The organism is Streptomyces sp. NPDC036764, assembly GCF_055609385.1.
This window is the reverse complement of the sequence record NZ_JBVJPT010000013.1, coordinates 147,623-173,140: the sequence shown is the minus strand read 5'-3', so window position 1 is coordinate 173,140 and position 25,518 is coordinate 147,623. Positions and strand designations below refer to the sequence as shown.

The window sequence follows — 25,518 nt, the reverse complement described above, 5'->3', positions numbered from 1 at the left end:
GCGGGACGCGCCCCAGTCCAGACGCCGTCACGGACGTCGATCCACTGCTGGTCCACGGAGCCGCGAACACGGTCGGCTCCGTCGGCGTACGGCTCGCCATGGCCCGCGGCGTCACTACACCTTGCTGGTCGACCTGACGGTCCGTGGTCTCGCGCGTCGACCAGTAGGGTGCGCCGAATGAAAAATGAACCCCGCCGCGCCAACGCATTCCGCCTCATCGTCACGGGCGGTGGCACCGGCGGTCACACCTACCCAGCGCTCACCGCGATCCGCGCGTTGCAGAACCGCCTGGCGGCCGAGGGCAGGGCCCTCGATGTGCTGTGGATCGGGACCGCCGAGGGCCTGGAGGCACGTGTTGCGCCTTCCGAGGGGATCGCGTTCGCCACGGTGGCCACGGGGAAGATCCGTCGTTCGAGCAATCCGCTGAAGATGATGTCGGCGGCGAACATGCGGGATATGGCACGGGTGCCGCTCGGCGTGGCCCAGGCACGCAAGCTGGTCGCGGACTTCCGGCCGCACGTGGTCCTCGCCACCGGCGGCTACGTCGCCGTCCCCGCGGGGCTGGCCGCGCGTATGTGCCGGGTGCCGCTGGTGCTGCACGAGCAGACGGTGCGTCTGGGCCTGGCCAACCGGAAGCTGGCCGGTTCGGCGACGCGGATCGCCGTGTCTTCCGAGTCGACGGTGCCTCTTCTGCCGCAGGAGGTACGCGGCGCTGCGGTGGTCACCGGCAACCCGATCCGGCCGGAGGTGCTTGCCGGGCACCCGGACAAGGCGGTGCAGGCCCTGGGACTTCACGGCTTCGACCCTCGGCTGCCGACGGTGTACGTCACCGGCGGCGCCCAGGGGTCTCAGCAGATCAACGGCGTCGTACGGGATGCCTTGCCCTGGCTGCTGGAGAGGGCGAACGTGATCCACCAGTGCGGCCCGGACAACGTCGGGGAGCCGCGGCAGTATGCGGAGACCCTGCCGGCCGCGTCGGTCGGCCGGTACTACCTCGCCGGGTTCGTGGGCCCGGAGCTGCCCGACGTCCTCGCACTCGCGGACGTCGTCGTGTCGAGAAGTGGGGCCGGGACCTTGGCCGAGCTCACTGCACTGGGCAAGCCGGCCCTGTTCATCCCGCTTGCTTCCTCGGCGGGGAACGAGCAGGCGCACAACGCCCGCCACTTGGAGGAGGCCGGGGCCGCCGTGGCTCTGCTCGGCGGCGTCACCGCAGACCAGCTCCGAGACGCAGTGGGCCCGCTCCTCGCCGATCCCGCACGGCGGGAGGAGATGGCGCGGCGGGCCCGGGCGCACGGGAGGCCGGATGCTGCGGACCGGCTCGTGGACGTGATCCTGTCCGCCGCATCCGGCTGACCAGCCTGGGGCTATGGGGGGGCGGCGGCCGATGTGCAGCGCCGTGCGCGCCTCGATGACCTTCGGGGTCCGGATCGCACAGGAAGTCGAGCAGTTCGCGCAGGGGCAGGTGAGTGGGACACAGCCGGTCGAGGGCGACAGCGACGACTTCCGGGGGGGCGTGGGCGGCCCTCTCTCGGATCCGATCCACTCACCCTGCCTGAGCAAGGGTGCTGTCGGGCAGGGCTACAACCCTCGGTGTGGTGAAGGGATTTGAGCCCCGTCAGCCGTTGGTCAGGCTGACGGGGTGTTGGCGGTTGCGTCGCCCGGGGTTGCAGTGGGCTGTTGCGGGTGACGCGGCTCAGAGGGTTCCGGAGAGGCGTTCGGCGGTGGGTGTTATGGCGTTGTCGGTCCTGGCTGCTGCCACCAGGCGGCGGAGGCGTCACGCAGGGTGTTTGTGCCGCAGTGCACCTCGCCCATGCCGAGGTGATAGGTATACCAGTCGTCGATGTAGGACACCTTCAGGCCCGCCCGAACGTAGGCGGCGGTGACGGCTTGGGTGAAGATGTCCTTGCCGTTGATGACGGGTCCCCATTGGCGTGGGGCGAGGTAGCGGTCGCGGCTGAGGAGGATTCCGTTGACCGCTCCGGGCACGTACGCGCTCGTCGCGACGGTCGCGCGTGCGGCCGCGGCGGAGTCGTTCGTGTCCCCGGCCAGCCACCGTTGCTGGCCCTGCTCCTTCATTGCGTCCGGCAGGGCCGTGTTGCCGCCCATGCGTGTCAGTCGCGGCACGTGGACGTCCTCCCCGCCCTGCGTGCGGGCCATCGAGCCGCGGGTGTAGAGGGCCGGCACGCGCACGATCTCGTCCTCGGTGACACCGGTCTCGCGTTTGAGGATCTGAAGGTTGGCCGCGATCCGCTTGGCCGCCATGGTGTTGTCGGCAACCAGGTGGGGAGAGGCGAGAGCCTTGTCGATGGTCTCCTGCAACGGCGGGGAGCCCCCGAGGCCCGGGACGGAGAACATCTTGGTATTTCCATGGCCCGCGCGCTGGGCCTCGCGCAGCATGCGCAGCCCCGCTTCGGGGTCGGCGACGCCGATCCGCCAGCCGCGCGGGGTGTCTGCGGGCAGGAACTGCACGAACTCGTCGACGTGGCCGACTTCCAGCCAGGAGGTGTCCAGGAGCAACGGGTCTTGCAGTCCTTGGGACTTCAGCAGCGTGCGCATCGTCGCCGAGGGCCGCTGGCCGCTGTCCTTGCGCCACCCCATGATGATCCGTCCGGCCGGGAACGAGCGGCCACCCTGGGCGTACGGCGGGATGGTCTCCAGGTTCCCCATGGAGTTGAGCGACCAGTCCGCCGGTGCCGACCTGTCGAAGGCCTGGACGACTCCGATGTCCCGTCCTCGCACCTTCTCGAACAGCTCGCGGCCGGCCTCACGGTCCGGTTGCGCAGAGCGCAGCATCACACGGATCACGTGCCGGCGCCCGTTGGCTGCGGTCATGCTGACATAAGCCGGCTCGACGAAGTCCTGCGCCCAGGAGTCCTGGTACTTGGCGAACGTCACCAGCGGCCGGGTGACGCCGGCCTTCTCCGCTTCCCTCTTCAGATCGGTGACGAACTTGCCCTGAAGCCCGCTCCAGTCGGCGTCGGGGCCCAGTTTGGTGACCATCAGTTGCTGGGTCTTCTGAAGATGGTGATGAGTGAGGAGTGGGGCGACGCGCAAGGTGATGGAGTCGGATGTGCTCCGGCCGCCCGCCGTCACGGTCAGGCGGATGACCGTCCTGCCGTCCCACTTGCTCGTGTCCCGGATGACGTCGGTGGCCTCGACGCCGAACTCCACGCCGGAGCGCAACTCGGCGGCCGACAGGCTGGTCTGCGGCGTGATCATGACCCAACCGCCCCCACGCTTGAGGTAGACGCGGGTCTGCTTGGCTCCTGTCGTGACCTTGACGCTGCCCTTGGCGCCCGATGGCAGGCCCTCCATCGGCACCGAGCGGATACGGGCCAGGTCCGCGGCGTCGGCCGAACCGTTGACCCGGGTGTCGGAGGCGTCGTTGCACGCGGCCAGCTTGGCGTCGGACAGCGGTCTGCCGCCGGGTGCGGTGACCGGGCAGCGTTTGGTGTCATCGTCGATGTTGGGCAGGTAGACCGCTCCGCGGGCTATGGACCAGGTGTCCTCACCAGTGGTGTCGGTGGTGCCAGTGACGTCGACCTGTCCGTCGCGGTTCACATCGGCACGGAGATCGGCTTGTGTGGTCGGCTCCGCGGCCGAGGCTGGTGAGAGCGGTACGGCCAGTGCGGTTCCGACCGCGGCCAGCGCGAGGACCACGGGCCCGGCAGGGTTCGTACGTATACGTCTGTGTGAACGCACAGCGCGTTCCTCCTCAGTTGGGGGGGTGCACCGTGCAAGAGGTGAAAGTGGCGTCTGTGCGTTCACTGTGCCGGCAGAAAGGCGAACCGAGGTCGGCGGCAGGATCCCGCCGGTCGGGGGACGGACCGGGCTGCATGGAGCGCTCTGAGCCCAGGACCTCCGCGTGGTGCGCATGTGCGCCCGCATGGATCAGCGGCGCCGGAACCTCAGGCTTCCGGCGCCGCCCTCGTGCACTTCCATGGCGATTCGGATGTCGCGCCCTCCCTGCCCGAACAGCCGGCGAAGGCATTGGCGTCCGTGGGGCGACGCCTCCGGCTTGCCCTGCACCGTCTTCGACTCCCCGCAGTCGAGCAGGGCCGCGAGTACCGCGCCCGGACCATGCGCCAAGGCGAAGTTCATCTCGAAAGCGGCAAGGTCGACGAGGACGGCCGGCGGGCCGACGGCCTCTCCCGTTCGCGCAACCCGGCTCGATGTACCAGCGTCCAACTCCACGACAGACCTCTGTCGATCACCAGGAGAGCACGTGGCGAAGAAGGACCGGACGACGGACGCGGCGAAGGAAAAGGATTACGAGAAGTGGATGGCGCGTTTTCAGGTACGGCTGGCAATGCAGCCGGGCGTGGACCGGGCCGTCGTGCTCCAGGCGGTCAAGGAGGTCACGGCGCACTGCGCGGAGACGGGAGAGCACCCACGGACCGTCTTCGGCGACCCGGACGCCTACGCCGTGCAGGCCGCCGCACGGCTGGTGCCGGAAGAACGGGCGACGCGCGCGAGGCGGCACAACGCCGTCTTGGACGTGCTCGACTCCGTACGGAACGCGGCCGGAAAGATCGGCGGACTCTGAGCAGTCGAAGCGACCTCTACCGCCATGAGACGGCCCACCGTTTACGGCGCGGCTCCTGAGCGGGTCGCCGCTGGGCTGGCCGGCGCTCCGCGCTGAGAAAACCTAACGGAAGTCAGCCGTGGCCTTGGGGTTACTGTCGACCCGGTCCGGCCGCGTATGCCAGCGGTGGTGCGATTGCTTGCGCGTCCGCTCCTTCGCCGACCCAAAGCGCGATGAACAGCGCGGCGGTCGCCTCCAGGAGTCCCGCCCGCTCGAGACCGCCGCCGGCCACGGGTTCACAGCCCACGTCCTGCACCAACTCGCGTACACGCTCAAGGGCCGTCTCGTCGTCCCCGCAGACCGGCACCACCAGTCGCCGTCCGTCGAAGACGGGCGGCGACATGCGCCACACGTCCTCGTGGCAGAGGTTGAAAGCCTTGACCATGTGGGCGCCCGGTGCCGCCGCAGCCAGTTGCTGCGCGGCTGACGGGCCTCCTTCCGTGAGCAGCCGGAAGCCCGGCCCGACCGGGTTGGAGCAGTCGAGCAACACCTTGTCCTCCAGGGCCGTGCGCAGGTCCCGTACCACGTCCGCTCCCGCCCCGAAGGGCAGCGCGGCCAGCACCACCTCCTGACCTGACTCGGCCGCCGCGCGCAGACCGGCAGGCTTCGCGCCGCCTCCGATGCGCCTCGCGAGCCGCTCCGCCTTGGCGGCGTCCCGTCCGCCGATGGTCACCTCGTGCCCGGCCCGCACCCAGTGGGTGGCGAGCGCGTCGGCCATGTTGCCCGTTCCCAGTACGCCGATTCTCATCACGCGTTGACCTCTCCGTGCTGCTTCGAGCCTTCACACCGACGCTAGTGGGCGGTTCGGGCACCATTTGGTACGTGACCGACGCCTTCCTCGCCGACTGCCGCGCCCGCCTCGCCTTCGACCTGCTCTCCAACACGTGGAACGCCGTGGTGCTCTGGGCGCTGCGTGACGGTCCCAAGCGGCCCGTCGAACTGCGGGAGCGGATCGGGGGCATCAGCTCAAAGGTCCTCACTGAGACTCTGCGGCGGCTGCAGTTCAACGGACTGGTCGACCGGCAGCCTCACCCCGAGGCACCATCAGGGGTCGCATACCAACTCACCGCTTTGGGCCGGACCTTGCTCGCACCCATCGACGCCGTGGGGGCATGGGCCTTCGAGTACGGCGATGAGGTTATGGCAGCCCAGGAGGCAGCATGCCCTTCCGCTCCTCAGTCCCCGCCTTCTACTCGGTGAATGCCGACGCCGTGAGCTCGGACGTCGTCACCGGATCGGCGTGGCTGGTTGGGAGTGCGGTCCGGCCCTCTGTCACGATGCCGAGGGCTCGTATTGACAGGTGATCAGGCGGTCAGGTGGTCCCTCCTGGAGTTCGGGCCGGGCCAGGGCGGCGGTCGGTCTTCGGGCCCTCTCAGCCGGTGCGAAGGATCCGGAAACGGTCGAGTTCCGCCGGGTCCCGGTCGACGACTTGAACAGGCGGCCAGGCCCATTGCCAGACGCTGATGCCCGGCGTGCGGGAGAACCGGATCTGCCCGCGGGTGCCTTCGACTGCGACGTCCGGCCAGGATTCGGCGGTGCGCGCCCGGTTGACGCCGTGGGAGCGCAGTATGTCGGCGAGGACGGCGATCGTGTCGTAGCCCTCGAAGGCGACAAAGGAAGGTGCTTGGGCCAGCCGTTCGCGCACGGCCTTCTCGACGCGGGTGCCGAGGGGGGTGAGGTGTTCGGGCAGGTAGCGCAGGAACGGGATCGCGGCGCCGTCGTCGCCCAGCAGCGTCGCCCATTGGGTGAACTCCGGCTGCCCGGCCGGAGCCCCGATCATGACGTCGGCGAGGCGCTTGTCCGAGCGGACGGACCTGACGATCGGCACGGCCGGTTCCGGGTGGCCGACCAGGAGGAGGAGAGCGCTCGCCCGACTGTCGACGAGGGCGTCGCAAACGGCCGTTGGGGTGAGCGTACGCATGTCGAGTTCGATGACGGTGCCGCCGCGTGGCGTGAGGTGGTCGCGCAGGATGCGGGTTCCGGACGCCCAGTAGACGCTCGGCTGGGCTGCTACGGCGATGCGGCTGTGGCCGGCACCGAGGAGGAAGTCCGCGTAGATCCGCCAGCCGTGGGACTGCGCCGGGCACAGCCGCGCGACCCAATGCGTCGGCTCGTCGGTGAGTGCGTCGAGAACCGCCGACGAGCAGAGGAACGGCAGGCCCAGAGCTTCGGCCCTGGCGGCAGCCGCGCGGGCGACGACGCTGTGGTACTCCCCTGCCAGGGCGGCCACACCCAGGTGAGCCAGTTCATCCACGGCCGCCGCTGCCCGATCCGGATCGGCCGCGGTATCCCGGACCACCAACTCCAGGGGCTTTCCGGCGATCCCGCCGGTTTCATTGACGTCGCGAACGGCCAACTCGAGTCCGGCGAGCAGGTGCTGGCCTGCCTCGGTCCAGCCGGGGCGGGTGAGCGGGACGAGAGCGCCGATCCGCACGGATGGTCCGTCGGCCGGGCCCGCTGCGGGTGGCGAGGGCGGCGTGCTCATGCGCGGGCGCCTTCCGTGCGGCGGTTCGCGTGCGGTGTGCCCGGATCGCGGAAGGGCGAGGCCCGGTGGTATGCGTTCGTCTCGTCTCGCCGTCGCGGGCGCGCTGTGGTGATCATGCCAGTCATTGCAACCACAGTCGTCGTCGACGGGCAACCGGTTATGTGTTCGCCGAGGGTTGGAGGTCACGGCGTGGCTGTGGGGCGGGCGGCCCCTCGGCAGTCGTGTCGGCGCGGTGGGCGAGGAGGAGGTGTGTGTGATGACACGGCCAGGGCACGGGCTGTCGACCGGCACCATGCCGGTCCGCCTTTTTGAGCGGCCGGAGCAGTGGTCGGCTTCGGCATGGGGTTCACATCGTCGTGCGAGGTGTCGTGTCCAGTCCCCCGGGGGCCTGCGTGTGGGTTGCAGGCCCGCCCAAGATGGTGTTTCGGGCGGGCCTGTCGACGGCGGTCCGGCCGGGTGCAAGTGGCCGTGGCGGTCCGGCCGGACGGGGCCGGATCTGGCGCTGCCGCACTGCCCGGGTCAGAGGCTGCGGGCGGTGATGTCGCCGTGGGAGGTGGTGGCGCGGATGTCGAGTTCGGCGGCGCCGTCGTTCTTCAGGGCGTTGCTGACACGACCGTAGCCGGTACCGGCGTCCAGAGCGGCCGAGACGCCGGCCGCGGCACCGACGGTGATGTCGCCGGTCTGGGTGCTCAGCTCGAGCTTGCCGCGCACGGCCTCGGTGATCCGGATGTCACCACGCTGGGTACTGATCTGCGCGGGGCCGGTGAGGCGGCCGATCTCGACGTCGCCGTCGGTCGCGGTGAGCCGGACACTCGCGGCCTCGTCGATCTTGATGTGGCGGTAGGCGCCCTCGAAGGCGATGTCGCCGAGCCGGCCCACGCCGCGCAGTTCGGCACCAGCGGTGCGGGCCTCGATACGGGAGCCGGCAGGCACCTGGAGGGTGATCTCCACGGATCCGGAGGGGCCCAGGAGCTGGTTACCAGGGGCAGGGGCGTGGATGCGCAAGACGCCGTCGGTGCAAGTGGCTTCCATCTGCTCGGCAATCTTGACGTCGCGGCTCTTGGAGGGGTCGGCGGGCAGGACCTCGACGACGGTGTCGGCGCGGTCGGCGCCGATGACCTGGATACGTCCGGCGGGGATGTTCAGGACGGCGGAGATCGGGGCGGGGGTGTCGAACTTCTGCATGGTGTTCTCCTGCGCTCAATCGCGGTTTCTGACATCGGAAACGCTACGTTGCTTTCCATTGAGCGGCAACGCGCTCGTTGCATGAAATCAACATCCGCGCAGGTAGATAGCGAGTAAATGTTGCAACGGCCCTGAATGTAACGCAACGACGACGGCTACTGTCATTGCAATGAGAAGAAAGTGAACGCTATAGTGGACGGGTCACCACCACGAGGAACCATCAGGGAGACCGCGATGCCCGGAGGCAGGCTCACCCAGTCCGAACGTCGGCAGATCGCACTGGGGCTGGCCGACAACCTCCCCTACGCCGAGATCGCCCGGCGCCTGGAGCGTCCGACCTCCACCGTCACCCGCGAAGTGATGCGCAACGGCGGCCCCACCAACTACCGCGCCGACCTCGCCCACCGCGCCACCGAACAGCGCGCCCGTCGCCGCAAAGCCACAACCCCCCAAGGACCACCGTCACTCCCCCAGCCGCACGGACGCGACGCCAAGGCAGTGCACGAGTACGAGGAAGCGTTCACCACGGTCATGGTGGCCTCGGGCATGCCCACCATGATGGCCCGGGTGATGGCCTGCCTCACCCTCACCGACACCGGCAGCCTCACCGCGGCCCAACTCGCCCAGCACCTCACCGTCAGCCCGGCATCCGTCTCCAAAGCCATCGCGTTTCTCGAGAGCCAGGGCATGGTCCGCCGGGAACAGGGCGAAAACCGCCGCGAGCGCTACACCGTCGACGACGACGTCTGGTACCAGTCGATGATCACCAGCGCCAAGGCCATCACCCACCTCGTCACCACCGCACGCCAGGGCGTCCACGTCCTCGTCCCAGGCACGCCCGCCGCCAACCGCCTGGAAAACATCGCCCGTTTCCTCGACTACGTATCAGAAAGCACCACCCGCGCCGCCGAACAAGCCCGCCAACTCCTCCACACCACAGCCCAAACGCCCCCCACCAACACCGCCTCCTCCCACCCGGATCACTGACACACACCCCGCCAAGACGAAGCGGCGCAGACAGCCGCGCCACACCCCGCCGCGGGACACCTTCATCCGGGGCGACGGGCTGGCCTGTCGGTCGGCCGCAGGCGGAAGGGCAACGGCGTCCCGCCAGAATTCCCGGCCCCGGGCCGGCCACCACCCCCTCTAGGCGCCGGACGCCTCGGCCTTCTCTTCCGGATCACATCCACAGGCCCGCGATAGGTTGCCAACCATGACCCAACCCGGACTCGCCGCCTGGCCACCCGCCCCGATAAGGACGCAACGGCTCGTGCTCCGCCAGTCCGAGGCCCGCGACCGAGCGGCGTTCATCGACCTGTTCGCATCGCCGGACGTGGGCACTTTCCTCGGTGGCCCCCGACCACTGGACGAGCTCCAACGAACCGTGCCTGCGGTGCCCGGGCGACGCCCCGGCCTCTTCGTGATCGACCTCGACGGAACGATGATCGGCATGATCACGCTCGACCGGCGCGACGCAGAACGCCCCGGTCGCATCCGCCCCGACGCCGGGGAAACCGAACTCGGCTACATGCTCCTGCCGCAGTCCTGGGGACGCGGATACGCCACCGAGGCATGCACAGCAGCACTCACCTGGTTCGCCGACGCCCATCCCAACGAGCCCGTCGTCCTCAGCACCCAGACCGCCAACCACCGCTCCATACGCCTCGCGACAAAGCTGGGGTTCACCGAGGTAGAGCGGTTCGAAGAGTACGGCGCCGAGCAGTGGTTCGGCGTCCGGCCCACCAACACGCCTGCCCCTTGAGCCGACCGCTCCTCAGGGCCTGGGCGAGTGCACTCACGGCGCCCTGCCGCCCTCCAGCATCCGCTCAATGCGATCGAAGCGCTCGTGCACCGTGTGGGCCACCTCCGCGTACGCCTGCTCCACCGCCTGCTCTGCATGCTGCATTCGGCGGTGTCGGCGCTCCTCGTCCCGTCCCACGAACCAAGTCGCCAGCGCCGCGGTGACCAGACCGTAAGCCGTGATCCCCACAACCATCACCACCACGGCGACCAGCCGCCCCCACAACGTCACCGGATAGAAGTCGCCATACCCCACCGTCGTCGCAGTCTCCACCGACCACCACAACGCACGCGGATACGAAGTCAGCCGCGCCCCGGGCGCCCCCCGCTCCGCAGACACCACCAGGCTCGAACCCACCAGGATCACAACCGCGAGGACGAGCGTCGCGACTCCCGCCGCCTTCACATGCAGCGAGCGCCCCTGACGGCCCAACAGCAGCTCGACCAATCGGGCAAGGAAACCGGCAGACATACCCCGCATCCTGCTCCACACCCAAAACGGCCTCACGAAAACGCGCCGCATGGGAAAGAACCCCGACCCGAACAGCCGCTCCCGCACCACGCACAGAGGGCCCCAGCTCGATGCTCCAACTCAAGGGCGAGGCCACCACCCGTTGCAGCGCCTGCCCCCCGGCCGCCGACTCGGCGAACAACAACCCAGGGAGCCCACGCCGGATCGCCCTCTTCCCGCCCACAGCACAGCAGTTGAGCGTGCACAGGGTGCCCAGATCCGTGACGTAGCCACGTTCCTGGCCCGTCCGGCGCAGCCATGTGTCGACGTGACCCCCGACCGGGCGAAGGCCGGCAGGTCGGTCAAGCCTGCCGGCCCGGTGGTCGGGGCGAAAGGGTCGTCTAGGGCCTGTCGGTTCCGAGGGCGTTGCGCAGGAACAGCGTGGCCTGGTCGATGGCTCCACGGGCGGCTTCGGACTGACTGAGCGAGTTGAGCATCATGAAGTCGTGGACCGTGCCGTCGTAGCGCACCGTCGTCACCGGAACTTCGGCGGCTCGCAGCTTGGCGGCGTACGCCTCACCTTCGTCGCGCAGCACGTCGGCCTCGTCGACGATCAACAGGGCGGGCGGCAGGCCGGTGAGCTGCTCGGCGGTGGCCTGGTTGGGAGACGCGGTGATCTCCGCGCGCTGGTTCGGGTCGGTCGTGTAGGCGTCCCAGAACCACTCCATCAGCTTGCGGCTCAGGTAGTAGCCCGTGGCGAACTGGTCGTAGGAGCCGGTGTTCATGGCCGCGTCCGTGACCGGGTAGTACATCGACTGCTGCAGGAAGTTGACGTCACCGCGTTCCTTGGCCATGAGGGAGAGCGCAGCGGTCATGTTCCCGCCGACCGATTCCCCGGCCACCACCAGGCGCTCCGCATCAAGCCCCTTGGACGCCCCCTCGCGGACGATCCATTGCGCGGTCGCGTAACCCTGCTCGATGGCCACGGGATAGTGAGCCTCGGGTGATGGCGTGTACTCAACGAAAACCACTGCCGCACGCGCGCCGACCGCCAGCTCCCGCACCAGACGGTCGTGGGTGCCGGCGTTGCCCAGCACCCAGCCACCGCCGTGCATGTACAACACGACGGGCAGCATTCCGGTGGCACCCTGCGGTTTGACGATGCGTACCCGCACATCACCGACCGTGGCCGGTACGGTGACCCACTCCTCGTCGACCGGCAGCTTGTCGACCGGCGCGGCCTGGAGGTCGTCGAGGACCTTGCGCGCCGCGGGCGGATCCAGCTCGTACAGGAACGGATGGTGCGAGGTGGCTTCGGCGAGCTCCTGTGCCTCGGGCTCAAGAACGATTGAGGCCTTCTGAGCAGCCATGGGAATACTCCCTGGGAGGTCGGAGAAACGCTTGGTGACGAGCGCACCGCGTTCAAGGGCGTGACAGTGCGCTCAGGGGCGGCCGCCGGAACATGCCACCCCGGCTCAAAGCACCTAATGGGCTAATTCCAGAATAATCACGCATCTTCCGTCGCTGCATTCCAAGAAACCGGCGTCCGCCGCCTCGCTCCCTGTGCGCGCGGCTACCCCGCCGGCCTCAATGAATCAGGTCCGGCAGCGGCATGGTGTCGAGGAAGAGCAGCCGCTCGGTGGTGGTGGCCGTGTTGTCGTCGGACAGCGTGACGAGGGGCTGGAACTCCTCGACGGTCAGGCGCCAGGCGTCGGGGTGGAAGCCCTCAGCGGCCGGCAGGGGGACCGAACCGGTCCAGGTGGTGGGGCCGGTGCCGTTCGGAGCCGCGGTGAGGGCGATCGGTGCTGTGCCGTGCGCCGGGGCGCGCCAGCCGGACGCGCCCGGGACCGACGGGTCGTGCGCCTCCGCGGTGACCAGCATCCGTGTGGGGTGCGGGCCCGTGTAGCTCGCGCGCTGGGTGAAACCGGTGACCTCCACCGTGCAGCGGTCATCGGCAGTGCGGCGGGCGCGGACGGTGCGGTCGGGCAGCAGCGGGGTGAAGTCCAGGACGGCGGGTGCGGAGAGCTGCAGTTCCGTCGGGGCGTACGGCTGGTACCGGGCCAGGCCGAGGCGAAGGAGTGGGGCGGTGACGGCTCCCGGGGCGAGGGTGATGTCCGCGTACCAGCGGTCGCGTTCGGCGTCGAAGTGAACCGGGAAGGTGACCGCCCTGATGATCGCGCCCGGCTCACCGGGCAGTTGCAGATTCTGGACCGGGACGCCGCCGACGAAAGCGTCGGGCGTCAAGTGAGACGGCAGGGTCCCGGCGGAGCGGTGGACGGGGTCCTCGCCGAGCCGGCTGAGCACGCGGTCGGCCAGCGTGGTGGGGGTGGACCCGTCGCCCGACTCCAGGAGAACCGCGAGGAGTTCGCCGGCTCCGGACACGTACCAGGGGCGTTCCAGCGCAACGCGCAGGGTGTTGCCCGCGCGGTGGCTGACGGTCCACGGACCGTCCTGCGCACGGCTCCAGGCGAACACAGGCAGCGCCGGGTGCGGGCGCGGCGCCGGAGGCGGAGCGCTCGCGTGAACGTGGCGGACGGCAGGTGCAGGGCTGGTTCGGGTCACCGGGCGGGCGAGCCAGGCGATGCGGACCGGGGCGCCCTCGGCGATGCCGGACGGGTCCGTGCGCACCACGGTCCCGGCCTCCGTGTCGACGGTGAAGTCACGGCCTTCGGCGTACTCGCCGCTCCCGTCCGGCGCGGTGACCCGTACGGAGCCCGGGACCATGCCGTCCGCGGCGAGCACGCGTGGTGTGCCGGCCGCCAGCGGTGCGGTGAGGTGCTGGGTGAAGTGGGCGCTGAAGCGTGTGGTGGCGGTGGCACGGTAGGAGACCTCGTGGTGGCGGGTGTCGCCGAACTCGTGCAGGCCGTCCAGGGGCAGGGTGTCTCCGGGGACGGTGCTGTCGACGGCGGCGGTGAACGCGGTCGCGGCGACCTCGGTGGTGGAGGGGGGTGGCGTGCCCGGGCCGCCGTCGACCGGGTCGGTCCAGGTGGCGGTCACGTCGATCTGGCCGGTGCCCGCCCGGTCGAGGAGCAGGTAGTCCTTGCAGCGTGCCGAGGTGCTGTTGGCTCCGCGTTGGACGTCGAAGTTCCGGAAGGAGGGTTCGATGAGGGGGCGGCGGACGGCGTGGACGAGGGTGATCTCCTGGTAGGGGGTGATCATCCAGTGGCGTCCGCCGGTCACCAGTACCTGGTACTTCTCCTTGTCCACCCCTTCGTGACGTTCGATCAGGGACCAGATGCCCAGACCCGTGAGGTCGGGGTCGTCGATGTAGGCGCTCAACCGCACGGTGGCCACGGCAGCCTTCGGCAGGGCGACGTGGACGACGTGCTGGGCCGGGTCGTAGGAGGAGGCGGGTGTCGGGCCTTCGGTGAGGACCAGGCGGACCGGCCGCAGATCGCACCAGGGTGCGCCGGGTTGCGGTGTGAAGGGCACCTTGAGCGGGGTGGCGCGGCCCGGCAGACCGTCCAGGACGACGCCTCGGCACAGTGGGTCGGGCAGGTACGGAAGAGTGAGCCGGTCGGTGTCGTAGTAGTGGCAGCCCGGCCTGCCGGGGTCGGGTTTCGCCACCGGGTGGTCGGCGAGCCTGAGCCCCTCACGGGCCGTGATGAGGTCCCAGGCGGCGGGGTCGAGGCGGCCGTCGGGCAGGTCGAAGCATCCGTGCTGCTCGGCCAGGAGTTGGGTGCCGGCCGGGGGCACGATGTGCCTCTCGGCAGTCGCGGCGGCCGGCCGGTCGTAGTCGGAGCGGATCACCAGACGCCCGTCGTCCTCGTCGTCGGGCAGCGGGGTACGGGCCGCGAGAAGAGGGTGCCCTACCGGTTCCCAGCGCAGCAGCTTCACCGGTTCGGTGACGGTGGGGCCGTGCGCGGCGGCGGGTTCGGCCACGAACGGTGCCGAGGTGCCGCCGAGGTCGGCGCACCGCATCCGGAACCGGTAGGCGCGCCCGAACCGCAGTGCGGGCAGGGAGCCGCGCGGCACCTTGTAGCGGGTGTCGAGCAGGGTGCCTGGGGTGCCGGCCGGGTCGTTGCTGACCTGGTCGTCCGGGTCGAGGGCGGCACCCGGCCGGGGTAGCGCCAGGCTCCAGCCGTACCACTGGAACAGGGTCTCCTGCAGATACAGGTCGGGGGAGGACTCGTCGGCGGCGGTGGTCGGCGCGGTGATCAGCACGCTCTCCTCGCGCGGGATACGGACGGTGGCGCCGGTCGCGGGGAGGACGGCCTGCCCGGTCCGTTGGTGCAGCGGGTACCAGCGGCCCGCTCGTTCGTCGAGGACGTCGACCCGGTAGCCGCGGACCAGGTCCTCGGCCTCCAGCGTCACCGGCGCCCCGGCCTCGGCGTCCTGGTAGAGCCCTTGGGCGCGGCGCATGGTGGTGACGAGAGAGGCGGCCCGCCCGCGGGCGGCCAGGGCGAAGCCGGCCGAGCGCAGCGAGGGCAGGGCATGCCGGTCCGGTGTGGAAGGTGTGCGGTGTTCGGCGGCGTGCTGGATATTGGCCAGCAGGTCCAGGGTCTTCACGGCGGCACCGTCCTGGTCGACCTGGAGCACGGTGAAGTCCTCACCCCCGACGACCAGTTGACCGTCCCGGTGTATCTGTTCACGGGACCGTGCGACGAGCCCGTACTCGGCGGAGACCTCGCAGATGGTGCCGGGCAGCACGTCCCGGCTGTCGGGCAGGTCCGGTTGCCAGGCAGGCCTCAGGGAAAGTTCCGTCAGCGGCGGCAGCGCGGCCACAGCGTGCCTCGGTACGTCCAGGTCGACGACCAGGCCGGTCATGCGCAGCAGCGTGGGGTGGTCGGCGAGCATCGCCACGAGGGCGTGGAAGTCGTACGAGGGCGGCTCGAGGTCGACGAGTGTCGCGCCGCGCGGCTGGAGGAAGCGGCGGACCTGGTACAGGTTCTCGCCCGGGCCGGTCAGGCCCGGCGGGATGGCCTGATGCTGCTCCAGAAGGCCTTCGACGGCCTCGGCCGCGTGCCGCAGGCCCGCATCCGGGTCGTAGCCGACGGGACCGAAGAGTTCCGGGCCGGTGAGTTCATCGTCGGGCGGGTACGTGGTCGGCCAGTCGACGGCGATCTGCCGGTAGCGGTCCAGGAGGAAGGAGGTCACTTCGGCGGCCGGGTAGGAGCGGACGCGGCGCTCGGGCAGATCGGAGAAGGACTCCGGGCGGACCCGGGTGGCGCCGGTGAACAGGGCGCTCCACACGGCGGGGTCGGGGCGGGAGACCACCCTCGAGGCCAGCGGGGTGCCGTCGGCCAACAGGTCGAAGGAGATTCGACGCAGGGTCGTGGGCCAGTTCAGAAAGTCCCGGTAGAGGTCGAGGTTCGGGGTCTCGGCCGGGTCGTCGCAGCGCAGCCGCGGCGCGATGTGCACGGACAGGCGCAGGGGACGGCGGCTCGCTGCGGCGGGGGCCGGAGGCAGTACGGTCCAGACGATGCGCTGGCTCAGCACGGGAATCACGCTCCGATCGGGGCGAAGGCCGACAGGTATTCGTGCCAGAGCTGCCGCGTGGGCAGTTGGTCCAGGAAGGAGGGATCGGCGGCGTCGCCGCTGATCTTCCGCTCGACGGAGGCCTCCACGGAGACGCTGAAGAACAGCACGGAAACGGTCAGCGCGACCCTGGCCTGACCCACGAGCTTTCCGTTGCCTCCGGACACGGCGCGGTAGCTCAGCCCGAGGTACAGCTCCAGGGAGATGTCGACGATCCGCAGGATGGAGAGCCGGCCGCGGGCCCTGAGGTACGCGGTCAGTTCGATGTGCTGCCGGTTGTCGACGGGGCTGCGCTCCAGCCGGAAGTAGATCCCGGCCATCACCTCGACGCTGCCGGTGGCGACGGCGGCGATGGAGAACTCCGCGTGGTAGCCGAACTCCAGGGCCACTTCGAGGAGTTCGAGTCCGGCCGGGCTCAGGGTGATGCCGAAGAATCCGCCGCCACCCCAGGCGAACACGGCGATGGTGAACGGGCTCTGCCGCTCGCTCAGCGAGAACCCGAACCGCATCGGGCTCAGCCCGCCGCCGCTCAGCGCGCTGTAGGGCAGGCGTGCCCAGGCGTCCAGCCGGAGGTTCTTCAGGAGCAGTGCCCCGAACTCCAGCGGTGGCAACCCGAGGGTGAGGCCCACTTCGAGGAACTGCGTGCCCGGCACGGCACGGAACTTCCACGACGGGGAGGTCTGCTTGCGGGGGTCGGCGAGGAGTGACTGCCCCGCGCCGCCGCCTGTGAAGGTGTCGGCGAGCTTCTGCACGAACCTCAGGGGGCCGTCGAAGCGGACGTCGGCCACCGCCACGTCCACCTCGGGTTTGCGCCGGGATCCGGCCGTGAACGACAGCCGCGAGAAGTCGATCTCGACGAAACGGTACTTCTTGCCGAGCAGCCGCACCGTGAGGGCCGGTGTGTTGTCGAAGTACGGTCCGGAGCCGGGAAACGGGATCGGGGGAGTCTTGCCGGGGGCCGCCCACAGTTTCTGGTTGAGGATCAGCACCCGGCAGAGGAACTCGTCGGGTATCGGGCCGCGTCGCACGTCCGAGTGGGCCAGGCCCAGTTCGATGCGGGCGTAGGTGTTCGGGTGGAACTCGATCAGACCCGCGATGTCGCCGGTGAGCTTCGGCTCGTAGACCATCTTCAGTGCGAACCGCTCGTCCTCCAGCGGGTTGGTGCCGTCGTTCTGCGGCCTTGTCCCCGCGGTGTGCCCGGTGAGAGGCGCGCGTGTGGCCCGTAGGTACAGGGCGCCTACCGGCGGCTCGTCCCCTTCCGGCACCGGTACGGGCAGGACCAGATCGGACAGCGGCACCACCCCGAACAGGCGGGGTGTGGCGGGCGCGTCCTCGAGCACCTTGCGCATGTCGATGAATCCGTCGGCGAGGGTGTCCAGGAGACCGCCGACCGGGCCGAGCCGCCGGGACAGGCCGGTGACGTTCATGCCGGGGTCCATCAGGCCCGCCCGGTCTCCGGGCAGCGCGAACGGCACGGGCTCGTCCATCGCGAGGATCACCTCGCCGGTGTTGCCCGGCCTGAACCCGCCGTCTAGATAGCGCTTGTACCAGGTCGCACCGACTGGTTCGGTGGACTGACCGGACAGTGTCTCCAGATCGGTGAGCCGCACTTCGGCCCGCTCCATCGCCGGGTAGCAGCTCGGCTGCCCGTGGCTTGCTAGGACGCCCGGGCTCACCGTGCCGTCGGGCGCGTCCATCGCGAGGACGAGCGCATGGGTCTCCGCCCCGCTGTCGCCGGGTGCACGGTGCGGCGCGAAAGCCAGGAAGTGCCCAGGAAGGAGTACCCGGCGCAACGTGTCGGTGGTCGCGAGCCGATTGTAGGCGTCCCTGATCAGGGCCATCGGTTTGCCGGGGCCGTCACTGTGCGCGAGGTCGCCGCGGACGAACAGGGCCGGACACTGTAGATCGACTCGCTCACCGGATTGGTCCTCGGCGGTGTAGGAGAACAGGACCCGGGAGCCGTGCGACGTCGGGACGAACGCGCCTGTGTCGAGCATCCGCACGGACGACTGGGAGGGGTCGTCGAGGTCGGCGGCGACCCGGGTGTTGAGCACGATCCGCCGGAACGGGAAGCGGCGGCCCTGGTGCGGCTGCCCCAACGCCGGATACGTCCGCTCCGGCTCGCTCACCGTCAGCAGCATCCGGACGCGGAGAAAGGCGGTGGGTGAGTCGTCGACCGGCCGCACGATCCGTTCCGTGACCTCGGTGAGCGTCACAGGGTGGCCGAACGGCAGAAGATAGCCGCGCTCGGTCACCCGCGCGTACTGGTCGCGCCCCAGCGCGACCCGGTTGTCCCAGCCGGTCATCGTCAGGTGGGACAGGTCGGGCGGTGGCGTCCAGTCACCGTGGGCGGACAGCCAGGCGCCGAGGCTGCTCAGCCGCAGCCGCTCCAGCTTCACGGGTTCCGGGAGAGGCTCCGGAAGCGTGAAGTCCGACGTCAACTGCACCAGTTGGCGCCGTTGCCGGGAATCGAGCGGCGGGCCCGCCGAGGGGTGAGCCTCCGGATCAGGGTCGGTGTTCCACAGGGCACGCGCCGTGTCGGCCTCGCACTCGGTATGCCACAGCTCGGTACGGCCGTCCCGTGTGACGGGTCCCGCCGCATGCCGGAACCGGCTGCCCGCGGGAGGGCTGAGCAGTAGTCGCCAGGGCAGTTCGATCGCGGTCTGGTCGCCGGTCGGCTCGGTTGGTGGCGACGCCGGCGAGGGCCGCTCCCCCGGTGGGCGCGCGCCCGGCGCGACCGACAGTGCCAGCGCGCTCCAGCGCAGCAGCGCCTCTTCGGTGAACGGCACCGGCTCGGCCGCCTCGGGCACCGCGAACGCCAGTCGGCTCGGCCCGGCCACCCATGTGCGGACGGGCACCTCAGGCACCGCGTTGTCGTCCCCGCTCGTCGACTTCTCCGCGAGGTGCTGGGTGGGGAAGTGCACCACCAGGTGAGCGGGTCCCGGCGCGCTGCGCCGCAGCACCGGCGCACCCGCTTCAGAGGTGTCCACCGTCAGATTGCGCAGCTCGAATTCGAGCCTGAGCTGATCCTCTCGCCTGCGCAGCACGAAACGCTGCCACACCGGCCCGTCCGCCGTTCCGGTACCCCGTCGGGTCATCGCACCTCAGCCCTCCTGCCCTGGGCCGCGGCTGCTCACCGACACGGGTGTGCCGGGCCGGCCGCGGCTCGAAGACGCCGAACCTATGTCCGGGGACGGTCGGGCACATCGGGTGGTCCACCGGGAAGAACCCCTGGGCCGTCCCTGGGCCATGCCGCCCCGCGCGGCGTCCGCGCCACGGGATGCGCCCTGGAGCGGCGCCGTCTCGGGCCCCGGGGCTGTCGATCCCAGGGTTGTCCCCGGCTTCGCCACTGGGGCGGCGGGTGCCGGCGCTCTTTAGAGTCCGGTGGCGTACGGCGGCTCGGGCGCCCGTCCACGGGCCATCCGCGCGAAGACACCGGAGGCGGCATGGGACCGAACGACGTGGAAGTGGTGAGGGTGTTCACGCGCGGGCCGAAAGGCACCGTCGCCGATGTGACGTTGCCGGCCGACAGCCCCTTCGAAGTGGTTCTGGACGCCGAGTGCGGCACGGCCCTGTTCGGGACCGGCGGCCGGTACCGGGCGGAGATCGTCGTCCACGACATCTCCGCCAACGACAACATCCCGTCCCGGGCGGTGGCAGCGACGACCGGTTCGTTCCGCGACGCCGCCTGGCCGCGCGAGGACCGGCGGTTCGTGTACCAGGTGGACCCGGCCTCGCTGCGGGGTCGCGGCGGCCATCTCTGCCAGGTGCACGCCTATCTGCTGGTCGGCATGCGGGCCTACGACGTCGCTCACGCCGTCAGCCCGGTCTTCGTGATCGAACCATGAGGCGCTCACGGTCTCAGCTTGCCCTTATGGTCTGACCTGGTCACGCCCGGCGAGGGTCACCGACGAACGAGAGGCGCTGCGAGGTTCAGAGCGCCGCTTCCTCGCCGAGCCGGGCGCGGTGTTCGGTCAGTTCGGCGGAGAAGCCGCGGACCAGCGCGGCCAGTCCGGCCTCGAAGGCCAGTTCACGTTGTTCAGGCCCTGAAGGGAGCAACGGTTCCAGGCCGGAGGGCGGTTCGTTGCCCTCCGCGGTGGCGGCGTCGTGGTCTTTCGGTGGCCCCGGGGCCAGGACCGAACCGATGACGAAGTACTCGACGGCCCACACCAACGGCAGCAGGCGGTCCTCCGGCCATCCGGCGCCCCGCAGCCGGGCGAACGCAGCGGCGTACGCGCCCAGCGCCGCCGGTGACCGAATGGTTCGGGTGGCGAGGAGGGGGAGGGCCCGGGGGTGGGCGGCGAAGGCGTCGCGATAGGAACGGGCCCAGGCTTCCAGCATGGCCGTCCAGGAGCCGATGGCGAAGTCCAGCCGCATCTCGGCCACGATCAGTTCGCGTATGCCTTCGACAAGGTCGTCGCGCCCAGTGATGTAGCTGTAGAGCGAGGGTCCTTTGACTCCGAGTGCGGTGGCGACCCGGTTGACCGAGAGGGCCTCGGCTCCGTGCTCGTCCACCAGGTCGAGGCCGGCGCGGATGATGGTTTCGCGGTCCAGCAGCCGACGCGGCGGCCTGCCCATCGGGCGTCCTCCTCTTTGACTTGTCCTGCGGTCCAGCGACTTGCTCGTCCATGCCGCTTCGGCTGCGGCTCGCGAGCCCTGCCGCGACGTTCTCGCCCTCCTGCCCCTTGGCGGACAGGTGCTCTCAGAGTAGTCTCCCGACCCTTAAAACTACGAACTCTAGTTTTACGGAGGAGGGCGCATGGACTACGCGGAGTACCGGGCCCACGACGCGGTCGGGCTGGCCAACCTGGTCGCGACAGGACAGGCGACGGCGGCCGAACTGCTGGAGAGCGCCATCGCGCGGGCCGAGGCCGTGAACCCGGCTCTGAACGCGATCGTCACCTCGATGCACGAGGCGGCGCGCCGGCAAGCCACGCGGACGCTGTCGGGCCCTTTCGCCGGAGTGCCCTTCCTCATCAAGGACCTGCTGCAGGACTACGCCGGGCTGCCGACCGGCAGCGGAAACCGGGCGCTTCGCTCCCTGCCCGCCGCCGAGCACGCCGAAGTGGTGCGCCGCTGGCTGGACGCCGGACTCGTGATCTTCGGCAAGACCAACACGCCGGAGTTCGGTGCCAAGGGCATCACCGAGCCCGAGGCCGGCGGTCCCACACGTAATCCCTGGGACCGCTCCCGTACCCCGGGCGGTTCCTCGGGAGGCTCGGCGGCCGCGGTCGCCGCCGGCATCGTCCCGGCCGCGGGCGCCAACGACGGCGGCGGCTCCATCCGCATTCCGGCGGCCTGCTGCGGACTGCTCGGCCTCAAGCCGGGCCGCGGCATCGTCCCCGCCGGCCCGCAAGCCGCCGAATACCTGCACGGAGCGGCGGTCGACGGGGTCGTCTCACGCAGCGTGCGGGACACGGCGGCGCTGCTCGACGTGCTCACCGCCGCCCCCGATCCCGGGGGACCGTATCCTGCCCCGGCCAGGCCCGAAGCCGGTTACGCGGAGCTGGCCCGGCAGGCACCGCGGCGCCTGCGGATCGGCTTCGCCACCGACTCCCCTCTTGGCACTCCCGTATCGCCGCACGCCGTGGCCGCCGTCGAAGAGACCGCCAAACTCCTCGAAGAGCTCGGCCATACGGTCGAACCCGCCCGCACCGGTATCGACGAGCGCCAACTCGCCTTCGACTTCCTGGCCATGTGGTCCGCCTCGCTCGCCACCACCATCGACGAGGTCCGAGCCGCGACCGGGGCCAGGCGCTCCGACTTCGAACTCGACACCCACCTGGTCGCCGCCGCCGGCCGCATCCAGCGTGCGAGCGACTACATCACCACGCACAACCGCTGGAACACCTACAACCGCCAACTCGCCTCCTTCCACCAGGACTACGACCTGCTGCTCACCCCCACCCTGGCCCGCCCGCCGATCCGTATCGGAGAGCTCGACACCCCGCCCCTGCTGCGCGTGCTCGGCCGCGTGTCCCTCTCCCTCGGACTGGCCGGGCGACTGAGCACTACCAAGCAGTGGAAGGAGGCCGTCATCGCCAACCTCGAACCGGTGCCCTTCACCCAGCTCGCGAACATCACCGGGCGCCCCGCGATCAGCGTGCCCACCTACCGCACCCCCGAGGGCCTGCCGCTCGGCGTCCAGTTCGTCGGCCCGCTCGGCAGCGAGCCACTGCTGCTGTCACTGGCCGCGCAACTCGAAGACGCACATCCCTGGGCACATCTGGAACCGCCGCTCGACGACGACCGGTAACCCGCCCCGTGTCCGGGGCCGATGGGATGCGACTCGGACCGTAGCTGGGGCCCGTCGCGTTCTCGGCCGCGCTGTCCCTGGCGCCGGGGTCAGCGCGCGATGACGCGGTTCAGCCAGGAAAGAAAAAGCTCAGGAGTGTTCTCCGAGTGCGGTGACGAGGCCGACCCGGGAGGCCAGGCCCAGCTTGGCGTAGACATGTCCCAAGTGGTACTCGATGGTCTTGACGCTCAAGGTCAGTTCCCGGGCGATCTGCCGGTTGCTCAGGCCCTGTGCCGCGAGCTGGGCGACGGTGAGTTCCTGCGGGGTGAGCATGGTGCGGTCCGGTCCGCCGGGGCGGGCCGAGGCGCGTCCGCACGCGGCCAGTTCCAGCCTGCACTGCTCCTGATAGGGCTCGGCACCGAGCCGGGCGAACAGGTCCCAGGCGGCGTCGAGTTGGGTGGCCGCCGCGCTCTTGTGGGCGGCGCGGCGAAGGAACGCTCCGTAGGCGAGGTGCGCCAGCGCCCCTTCCCAGCAGTGCGGTTCAGCCGCGCACAGCCGCAGGCTCAGACGGAAGGCCCGGTCGGCGCGTTCGGGCTCGGACCGGGCGGCCGCCAGCAGGCCGCGGCAGCGGGCGGCGGCGGCCTGGTCGGGGCAGCGGCCGCGCGCCGCGGCCAGCTCCTCGTACGGGCCGAGCACCGCTTCGGCCTCGGCGGTACGGCCGACACGGACGAGCGCTTCGATCAGGAGCTGACGCCAGGGGAAGACGCCGGGCTCGTCGACGGCTGCCCGGCGTCGGACGGGTTTGCCGGCCAGTGGGAGCAGCGCCTCGATCACGCCCGAGTGGTCGCCCTGCGCGGCCTTGAGCTGGGCGAGTGCGGTGCGCGCGTAGCCCGCGTCGCTGGCGTCCGTGAGGCGCTCGGCTTGCCGCAGGGCGGTCCGTACGTGAGCCGCGGCGGTCTCGAAGTCGCCCCGGCCCGCCAGCGGGGCGGCCGCGACGGCATGCGCCATCGCCAGCATGGAGCGGTGGTCGGTGTCCTCGGCCAGCGAGACCGCCCGGGCGCTGTCGGCGACGGCGTCGTTCCAGCGCCCCGCGCGGTACGCGGTGTCGGCCAGGTAGCACAACGCGGGTGCGACCAGGCTCCGTACGCCGTGCGCGCGGTGGGCGACGACGGCGTCCTGAAGGTCACGGCGCGCCGCGTCGTACTCCCCGTTCCACATCCGCAGCGCACCGCGGGCGAACAGTCCGTCCAGTTCCTCGGGCCGGGTGTACGGGCCGTGCGCGGGCAGGCCGGAGACGACGTCGGCGGCCTCCTTCGGGCTGCCGCTGAGGGCGAGTCCGAGGGTGAGTTCGTCGCGCAGCAGGGAGACGCGCCCGCCGGGACCGGCATCAAGGCCGCGACGGGCCCAGGCGACCGCCTCGGCCGCGTCGCTCTGGATGAGGCCGAGCCACGCCATCCGTTCGCAGATGTGGCGTACGGTGTCCGGCTCCGTGCCGGTGCGGTGCCCGCGCCAGGCCTCAACGAGTTCGTCGCGGGCTTCCTCCTGACGCCCTGATTCGAGTGCGAGATGCCCGAGGACGTAGTGCAGCCGGACCGTCTTCCGCATCGCACGGACCGTGTCGGCGAGTTCCTCGGCGCGGCCGACATCCCCGGCAAGCAGCAGGTACTCGACTGCCCGGACCGTGCGCTCCTCCCGACTGACGGGGTCGGCGGCGATCCGCGCTGCGGCCAGCAACTGTGAGGCCGCGGCGGACCAGGCACCCTCCTCGGCGTGCCGCGCGGCGTGCTCGACCAGTTCACCGGCGAGATCCTCGTCCGGCGTGACGGCGGCCTGCACCCGGTGGCGCAGTGCTTCGCCCGGATCGGTGACCATGCGTGCGGCCTGAGCATGCAGGGAAAGTCGGCGGCGGGTGCCCAGTCCCTGGCGTACGGCGGCACGTTGCAGGGGGTGGGCGAAGGCCGCGGTCGGCAGCCCGTCGCCCGTGTCCGGTTCGGTCAGCAGACCCGCACCGACGGCTTCTTCGAGCGCCTCCAGCGCGGCTGTGACACCGCCGACCCGGGCGGCGAGATGGAGCGGGCTGCACATCCCCAGGACCGCGGCGGCGGCGACCAGTTGGCGGGTGTCCGGTCCGCACCCGGCGAGCCGGTCGTTGATGAGCTGGGCGTAGTTGTGCGGCACGGGGAGCGGGTCGCTGCCCCTGACCAGCGAGTCCGGGCACTGCTCCAGCAGTGCCCGGATATGGAGCGGGTTGCCGTGCGTGTGCGCCCACAGCCGGCCGGCCGTCCGCCTCGACATCCGGGGCGCCTCCCCCGCTTGCGAGAGTCCCGTGTCAGCCGGTTCAGCGCCGAGTCCGGCGAGGTCGTCGATGCTGAGGCCGTCAAGCGCGATCCGGAGAGTGGCGCCCTCCTCCAGCACCTTGCGCAGTCCGGCCGGGATCCTCGCCTGACTCGCCGCGCGGGCGGTGAACACCGTCAGCACTTGATCCACCCGCAGCCGCCGCAGGACGAAGGCCAGCGCGTGCAGGGAGGGTGTGTCCGACCAGTCCATGTCGTCGACGATCATGACGATGAAGCTGCGGTCCTGCTCCTGGAGCCGCCCGAGCCCGTCGAGGAGCGCGGACCCGGCACCGATCGGATCGGGCAGCGGTGACGGCGCCTGCCTTCCCGGACAGCCGAGCAGCCGCAACTCGCTCAGCCCGCCGCCCGCTTCCTCCGCGCCACCGCCCGGCCCGGCCGCCAACTGTGCGAGCACTCCGTAGGGAAGATCCGCCTCTGCCTCCGCGCCACTGGCCCACAGCACCTGGCAGGCCGGCTCGGTCTCCTTGGCGAACTGCCGCACCAGTGACGTCTTCCCGATCCCCGCCGGGCCCTCCACCAGGACCACCTGCGGCTCCCCGTGCCCGGTACGTCGTAACCGGGCCTGCATCTGCGACAGTTCGTCCCGCCGCCCGAGAAACTGTTCATGTGACGCCCACTCCGTCATACGGTCCCCCCGAACCAGGCCGACGGCCGCCTACCACCATGGCCCGGCGCCAGGGCTCGTTCAAGTCGGAACACGGGCTGGGAATGCCGACCGCTTACCCCTGTCGATGGGTCCTGCCCCGTCGGCCACCACCTTGCTCAGGACTGTCAGCAGGAGGCCGTCCGGCCCACCGATGGAACAAAGAGCAGCGTGCCGCGAGTTGCGGGCGGACCGGTCGGACGGGAGCAGAGATCTGTTGCTGGAGTGACTTGTGATGCGTGTCATATCGAACATGGGTGCAGAGTGAACGGAGTCGGGGCACGCTGCTTGAGGCAACG

18 protein-coding genes are annotated in these 25,518 nt (G+C 70.5%); 7 read left to right on the top strand and 11 right to left on the bottom strand.

Annotated features, from left to right (window positions below):
* The first annotated feature begins 177 nt into the window (after positions 1–177).
* On the top strand, positions 178–1,353 hold the full coding sequence (locus ACZ69Q_RS35115) for a UDP-N-acetylglucosamine--N-acetylmuramyl-(pentapeptide) pyrophosphoryl-undecaprenol N-acetylglucosamine transferase (protein ID WP_471050014.1): 1,176 nt from the start codon (positions 178–180) through the stop codon (positions 1,351–1,353).
* A 375-nt stretch (positions 1,354–1,728) separates the two neighbouring features.
* Here ACZ69Q_RS35115 and ACZ69Q_RS35110 read toward each other — a convergent pair whose 3' ends face one another.
* Both ACZ69Q_RS35110 and ACZ69Q_RS35105 read right to left on the bottom strand, forming a co-directional pair.
* The gene (locus tag ACZ69Q_RS35110; RefSeq protein ID WP_471050011.1) at positions 1,729–3,702 is read right to left on the bottom strand and encodes a protein-arginine deiminase domain-containing protein; all 1,974 of its coding nucleotides are present in this window, start codon (positions 3,700–3,702) and stop codon (positions 1,729–1,731) included.
* A 189-nt stretch (positions 3,703–3,891) separates the two neighbouring features.
* Complete coding sequence (locus ACZ69Q_RS35105; protein ID WP_471050008.1) at positions 3,892–4,101, bottom strand: hypothetical protein; 210 nt, start codon at positions 4,099–4,101, stop codon at positions 3,892–3,894.
* Between the two features lie 124 nt (positions 4,102–4,225).
* On the opposite strand from ACZ69Q_RS35105, the gene ACZ69Q_RS35100 reads away from it, so the two are divergent.
* A complete protein-coding gene (locus ACZ69Q_RS35100) occupies positions 4,226–4,546 on the top strand; it encodes a hypothetical protein (RefSeq protein WP_471050006.1) in 321 nt (106 codons plus the stop codon).
* 130 nt (positions 4,547–4,676) lie between these two features.
* On the opposite strand, the gene ACZ69Q_RS35095 is transcribed toward ACZ69Q_RS35100, so the two are convergent.
* Positions 4,677–5,333 carry an NADPH-dependent F420 reductase gene (locus ACZ69Q_RS35095; protein ID WP_471050005.1) on the bottom strand — a complete coding sequence of 219 codons (657 nt, stop codon included), beginning with the start codon at positions 5,331–5,333 and terminating at the stop codon, positions 4,677–4,679.
* A gap of 74 nt (positions 5,334–5,407) precedes the next feature.
* On the opposite strand from ACZ69Q_RS35095, the gene ACZ69Q_RS35090 reads away from it, so the two are divergent.
* Complete coding sequence (locus ACZ69Q_RS35090; protein WP_471050003.1) at positions 5,408–5,785, top strand: winged helix-turn-helix transcriptional regulator; 378 nt, start codon at positions 5,408–5,410, stop codon at positions 5,783–5,785.
* Between the two features lie 172 nt (positions 5,786–5,957).
* Here ACZ69Q_RS35090 and ACZ69Q_RS35085 read toward each other — a convergent pair whose 3' ends face one another.
* Positions 5,958–7,070 (bottom strand): ABC transporter substrate-binding protein, encoded by a 1,113-nt coding sequence (locus ACZ69Q_RS35085; RefSeq protein WP_471050001.1) that lies wholly within the window; start codon positions 7,068–7,070, stop codon positions 5,958–5,960.
* A 519-nt stretch (positions 7,071–7,589) separates the two neighbouring features.
* Positions 7,590–8,255, bottom strand: coding sequence for a DUF4097 family beta strand repeat-containing protein (locus tag ACZ69Q_RS35080; protein WP_471049999.1), 666 nt, complete (start codon positions 8,253–8,255; stop codon positions 7,590–7,592).
* Positions 8,256–8,489: 234 nt separating this feature from the next.
* Here ACZ69Q_RS35080 and ACZ69Q_RS35075 point away from each other — a divergent pair, with 234 nt between their 5' ends.
* Together ACZ69Q_RS35075 and ACZ69Q_RS35070 are read left to right on the top strand one after the other, a co-directional pair.
* Positions 8,490–9,242, top strand: a complete 753-nt coding sequence (locus ACZ69Q_RS35075) for a GbsR/MarR family transcriptional regulator (RefSeq protein WP_471049997.1) — start codon at positions 8,490–8,492, stop codon at positions 9,240–9,242.
* Between the two features lie 226 nt (positions 9,243–9,468).
* The gene (locus ACZ69Q_RS35070) at positions 9,469–10,017 is read left to right on the top strand and encodes a GNAT family N-acetyltransferase (RefSeq protein WP_471049995.1); all 549 of its coding nucleotides are present in this window, start codon (positions 9,469–9,471) and stop codon (positions 10,015–10,017) included.
* Between the two features lie 33 nt (positions 10,018–10,050).
* On the opposite strand, the gene ACZ69Q_RS35065 is transcribed toward ACZ69Q_RS35070, so the two are convergent.
* The 4 genes from ACZ69Q_RS35065 to ACZ69Q_RS35050 all read right to left on the bottom strand — a co-directional run bounded on the left by ACZ69Q_RS35065 (position 10,051) and on the right by ACZ69Q_RS35050 (position 19,082).
* Positions 10,051–10,527 (bottom strand): potassium channel family protein, encoded by a 477-nt coding sequence (locus ACZ69Q_RS35065; RefSeq protein ID WP_471049992.1) that lies wholly within the window; start codon positions 10,525–10,527, stop codon positions 10,051–10,053.
* A 380-nt stretch (positions 10,528–10,907) separates the two neighbouring features.
* Positions 10,908–11,876, bottom strand: coding sequence for an alpha/beta hydrolase (locus ACZ69Q_RS35060; RefSeq protein ID WP_471049990.1), 969 nt, complete (start codon positions 11,874–11,876; stop codon positions 10,908–10,910).
* A 217-nt stretch (positions 11,877–12,093) separates the two neighbouring features.
* A complete protein-coding gene (locus tag ACZ69Q_RS35055) occupies positions 12,094–15,945 on the bottom strand; it encodes a hypothetical protein (RefSeq protein WP_471049987.1) in 3,852 nt (1,283 codons plus the stop codon).
* Between the two features lie 5 nt (positions 15,946–15,950).
* Positions 15,951–19,082 (bottom strand): hypothetical protein, encoded by a 3,132-nt coding sequence (locus tag ACZ69Q_RS35050; RefSeq protein WP_471049985.1) that lies wholly within the window; start codon positions 19,080–19,082, stop codon positions 15,951–15,953.
* Between the two features lie 348 nt (positions 19,083–19,430).
* On the opposite strand from ACZ69Q_RS35050, the gene ACZ69Q_RS35045 reads away from it, so the two are divergent.
* Complete coding sequence (locus ACZ69Q_RS35045) at positions 19,431–19,832, top strand: hypothetical protein (protein WP_471049982.1); 402 nt, start codon at positions 19,431–19,433, stop codon at positions 19,830–19,832.
* Positions 19,833–19,917: 85 nt separating this feature from the next.
* Here the strand turns inward: ACZ69Q_RS35045 and ACZ69Q_RS35040 are convergent, their stop codons facing one another.
* Entirely contained in the window at positions 19,918–20,562 is a 645-nt protein-coding gene (locus ACZ69Q_RS35040; protein WP_471049980.1) for a TetR/AcrR family transcriptional regulator C-terminal domain-containing protein, read from the bottom strand.
* Positions 20,563–20,743: 181 nt separating this feature from the next.
* Here ACZ69Q_RS35040 and ACZ69Q_RS35035 point away from each other — a divergent pair, with 181 nt between their 5' ends.
* A complete protein-coding gene (locus tag ACZ69Q_RS35035) occupies positions 20,744–22,240 on the top strand; it encodes an amidase (RefSeq protein ID WP_471049978.1) in 1,497 nt (498 codons plus the stop codon).
* A gap of 129 nt (positions 22,241–22,369) precedes the next feature.
* On the opposite strand, the gene ACZ69Q_RS35030 is transcribed toward ACZ69Q_RS35035, so the two are convergent.
* Entirely contained in the window at positions 22,370–25,201 is a 2,832-nt protein-coding gene (locus ACZ69Q_RS35030) for an ATP-binding protein (protein ID WP_471049975.1), read from the bottom strand.
* Positions 25,202–25,518: the final 317 nt, after the last annotated feature.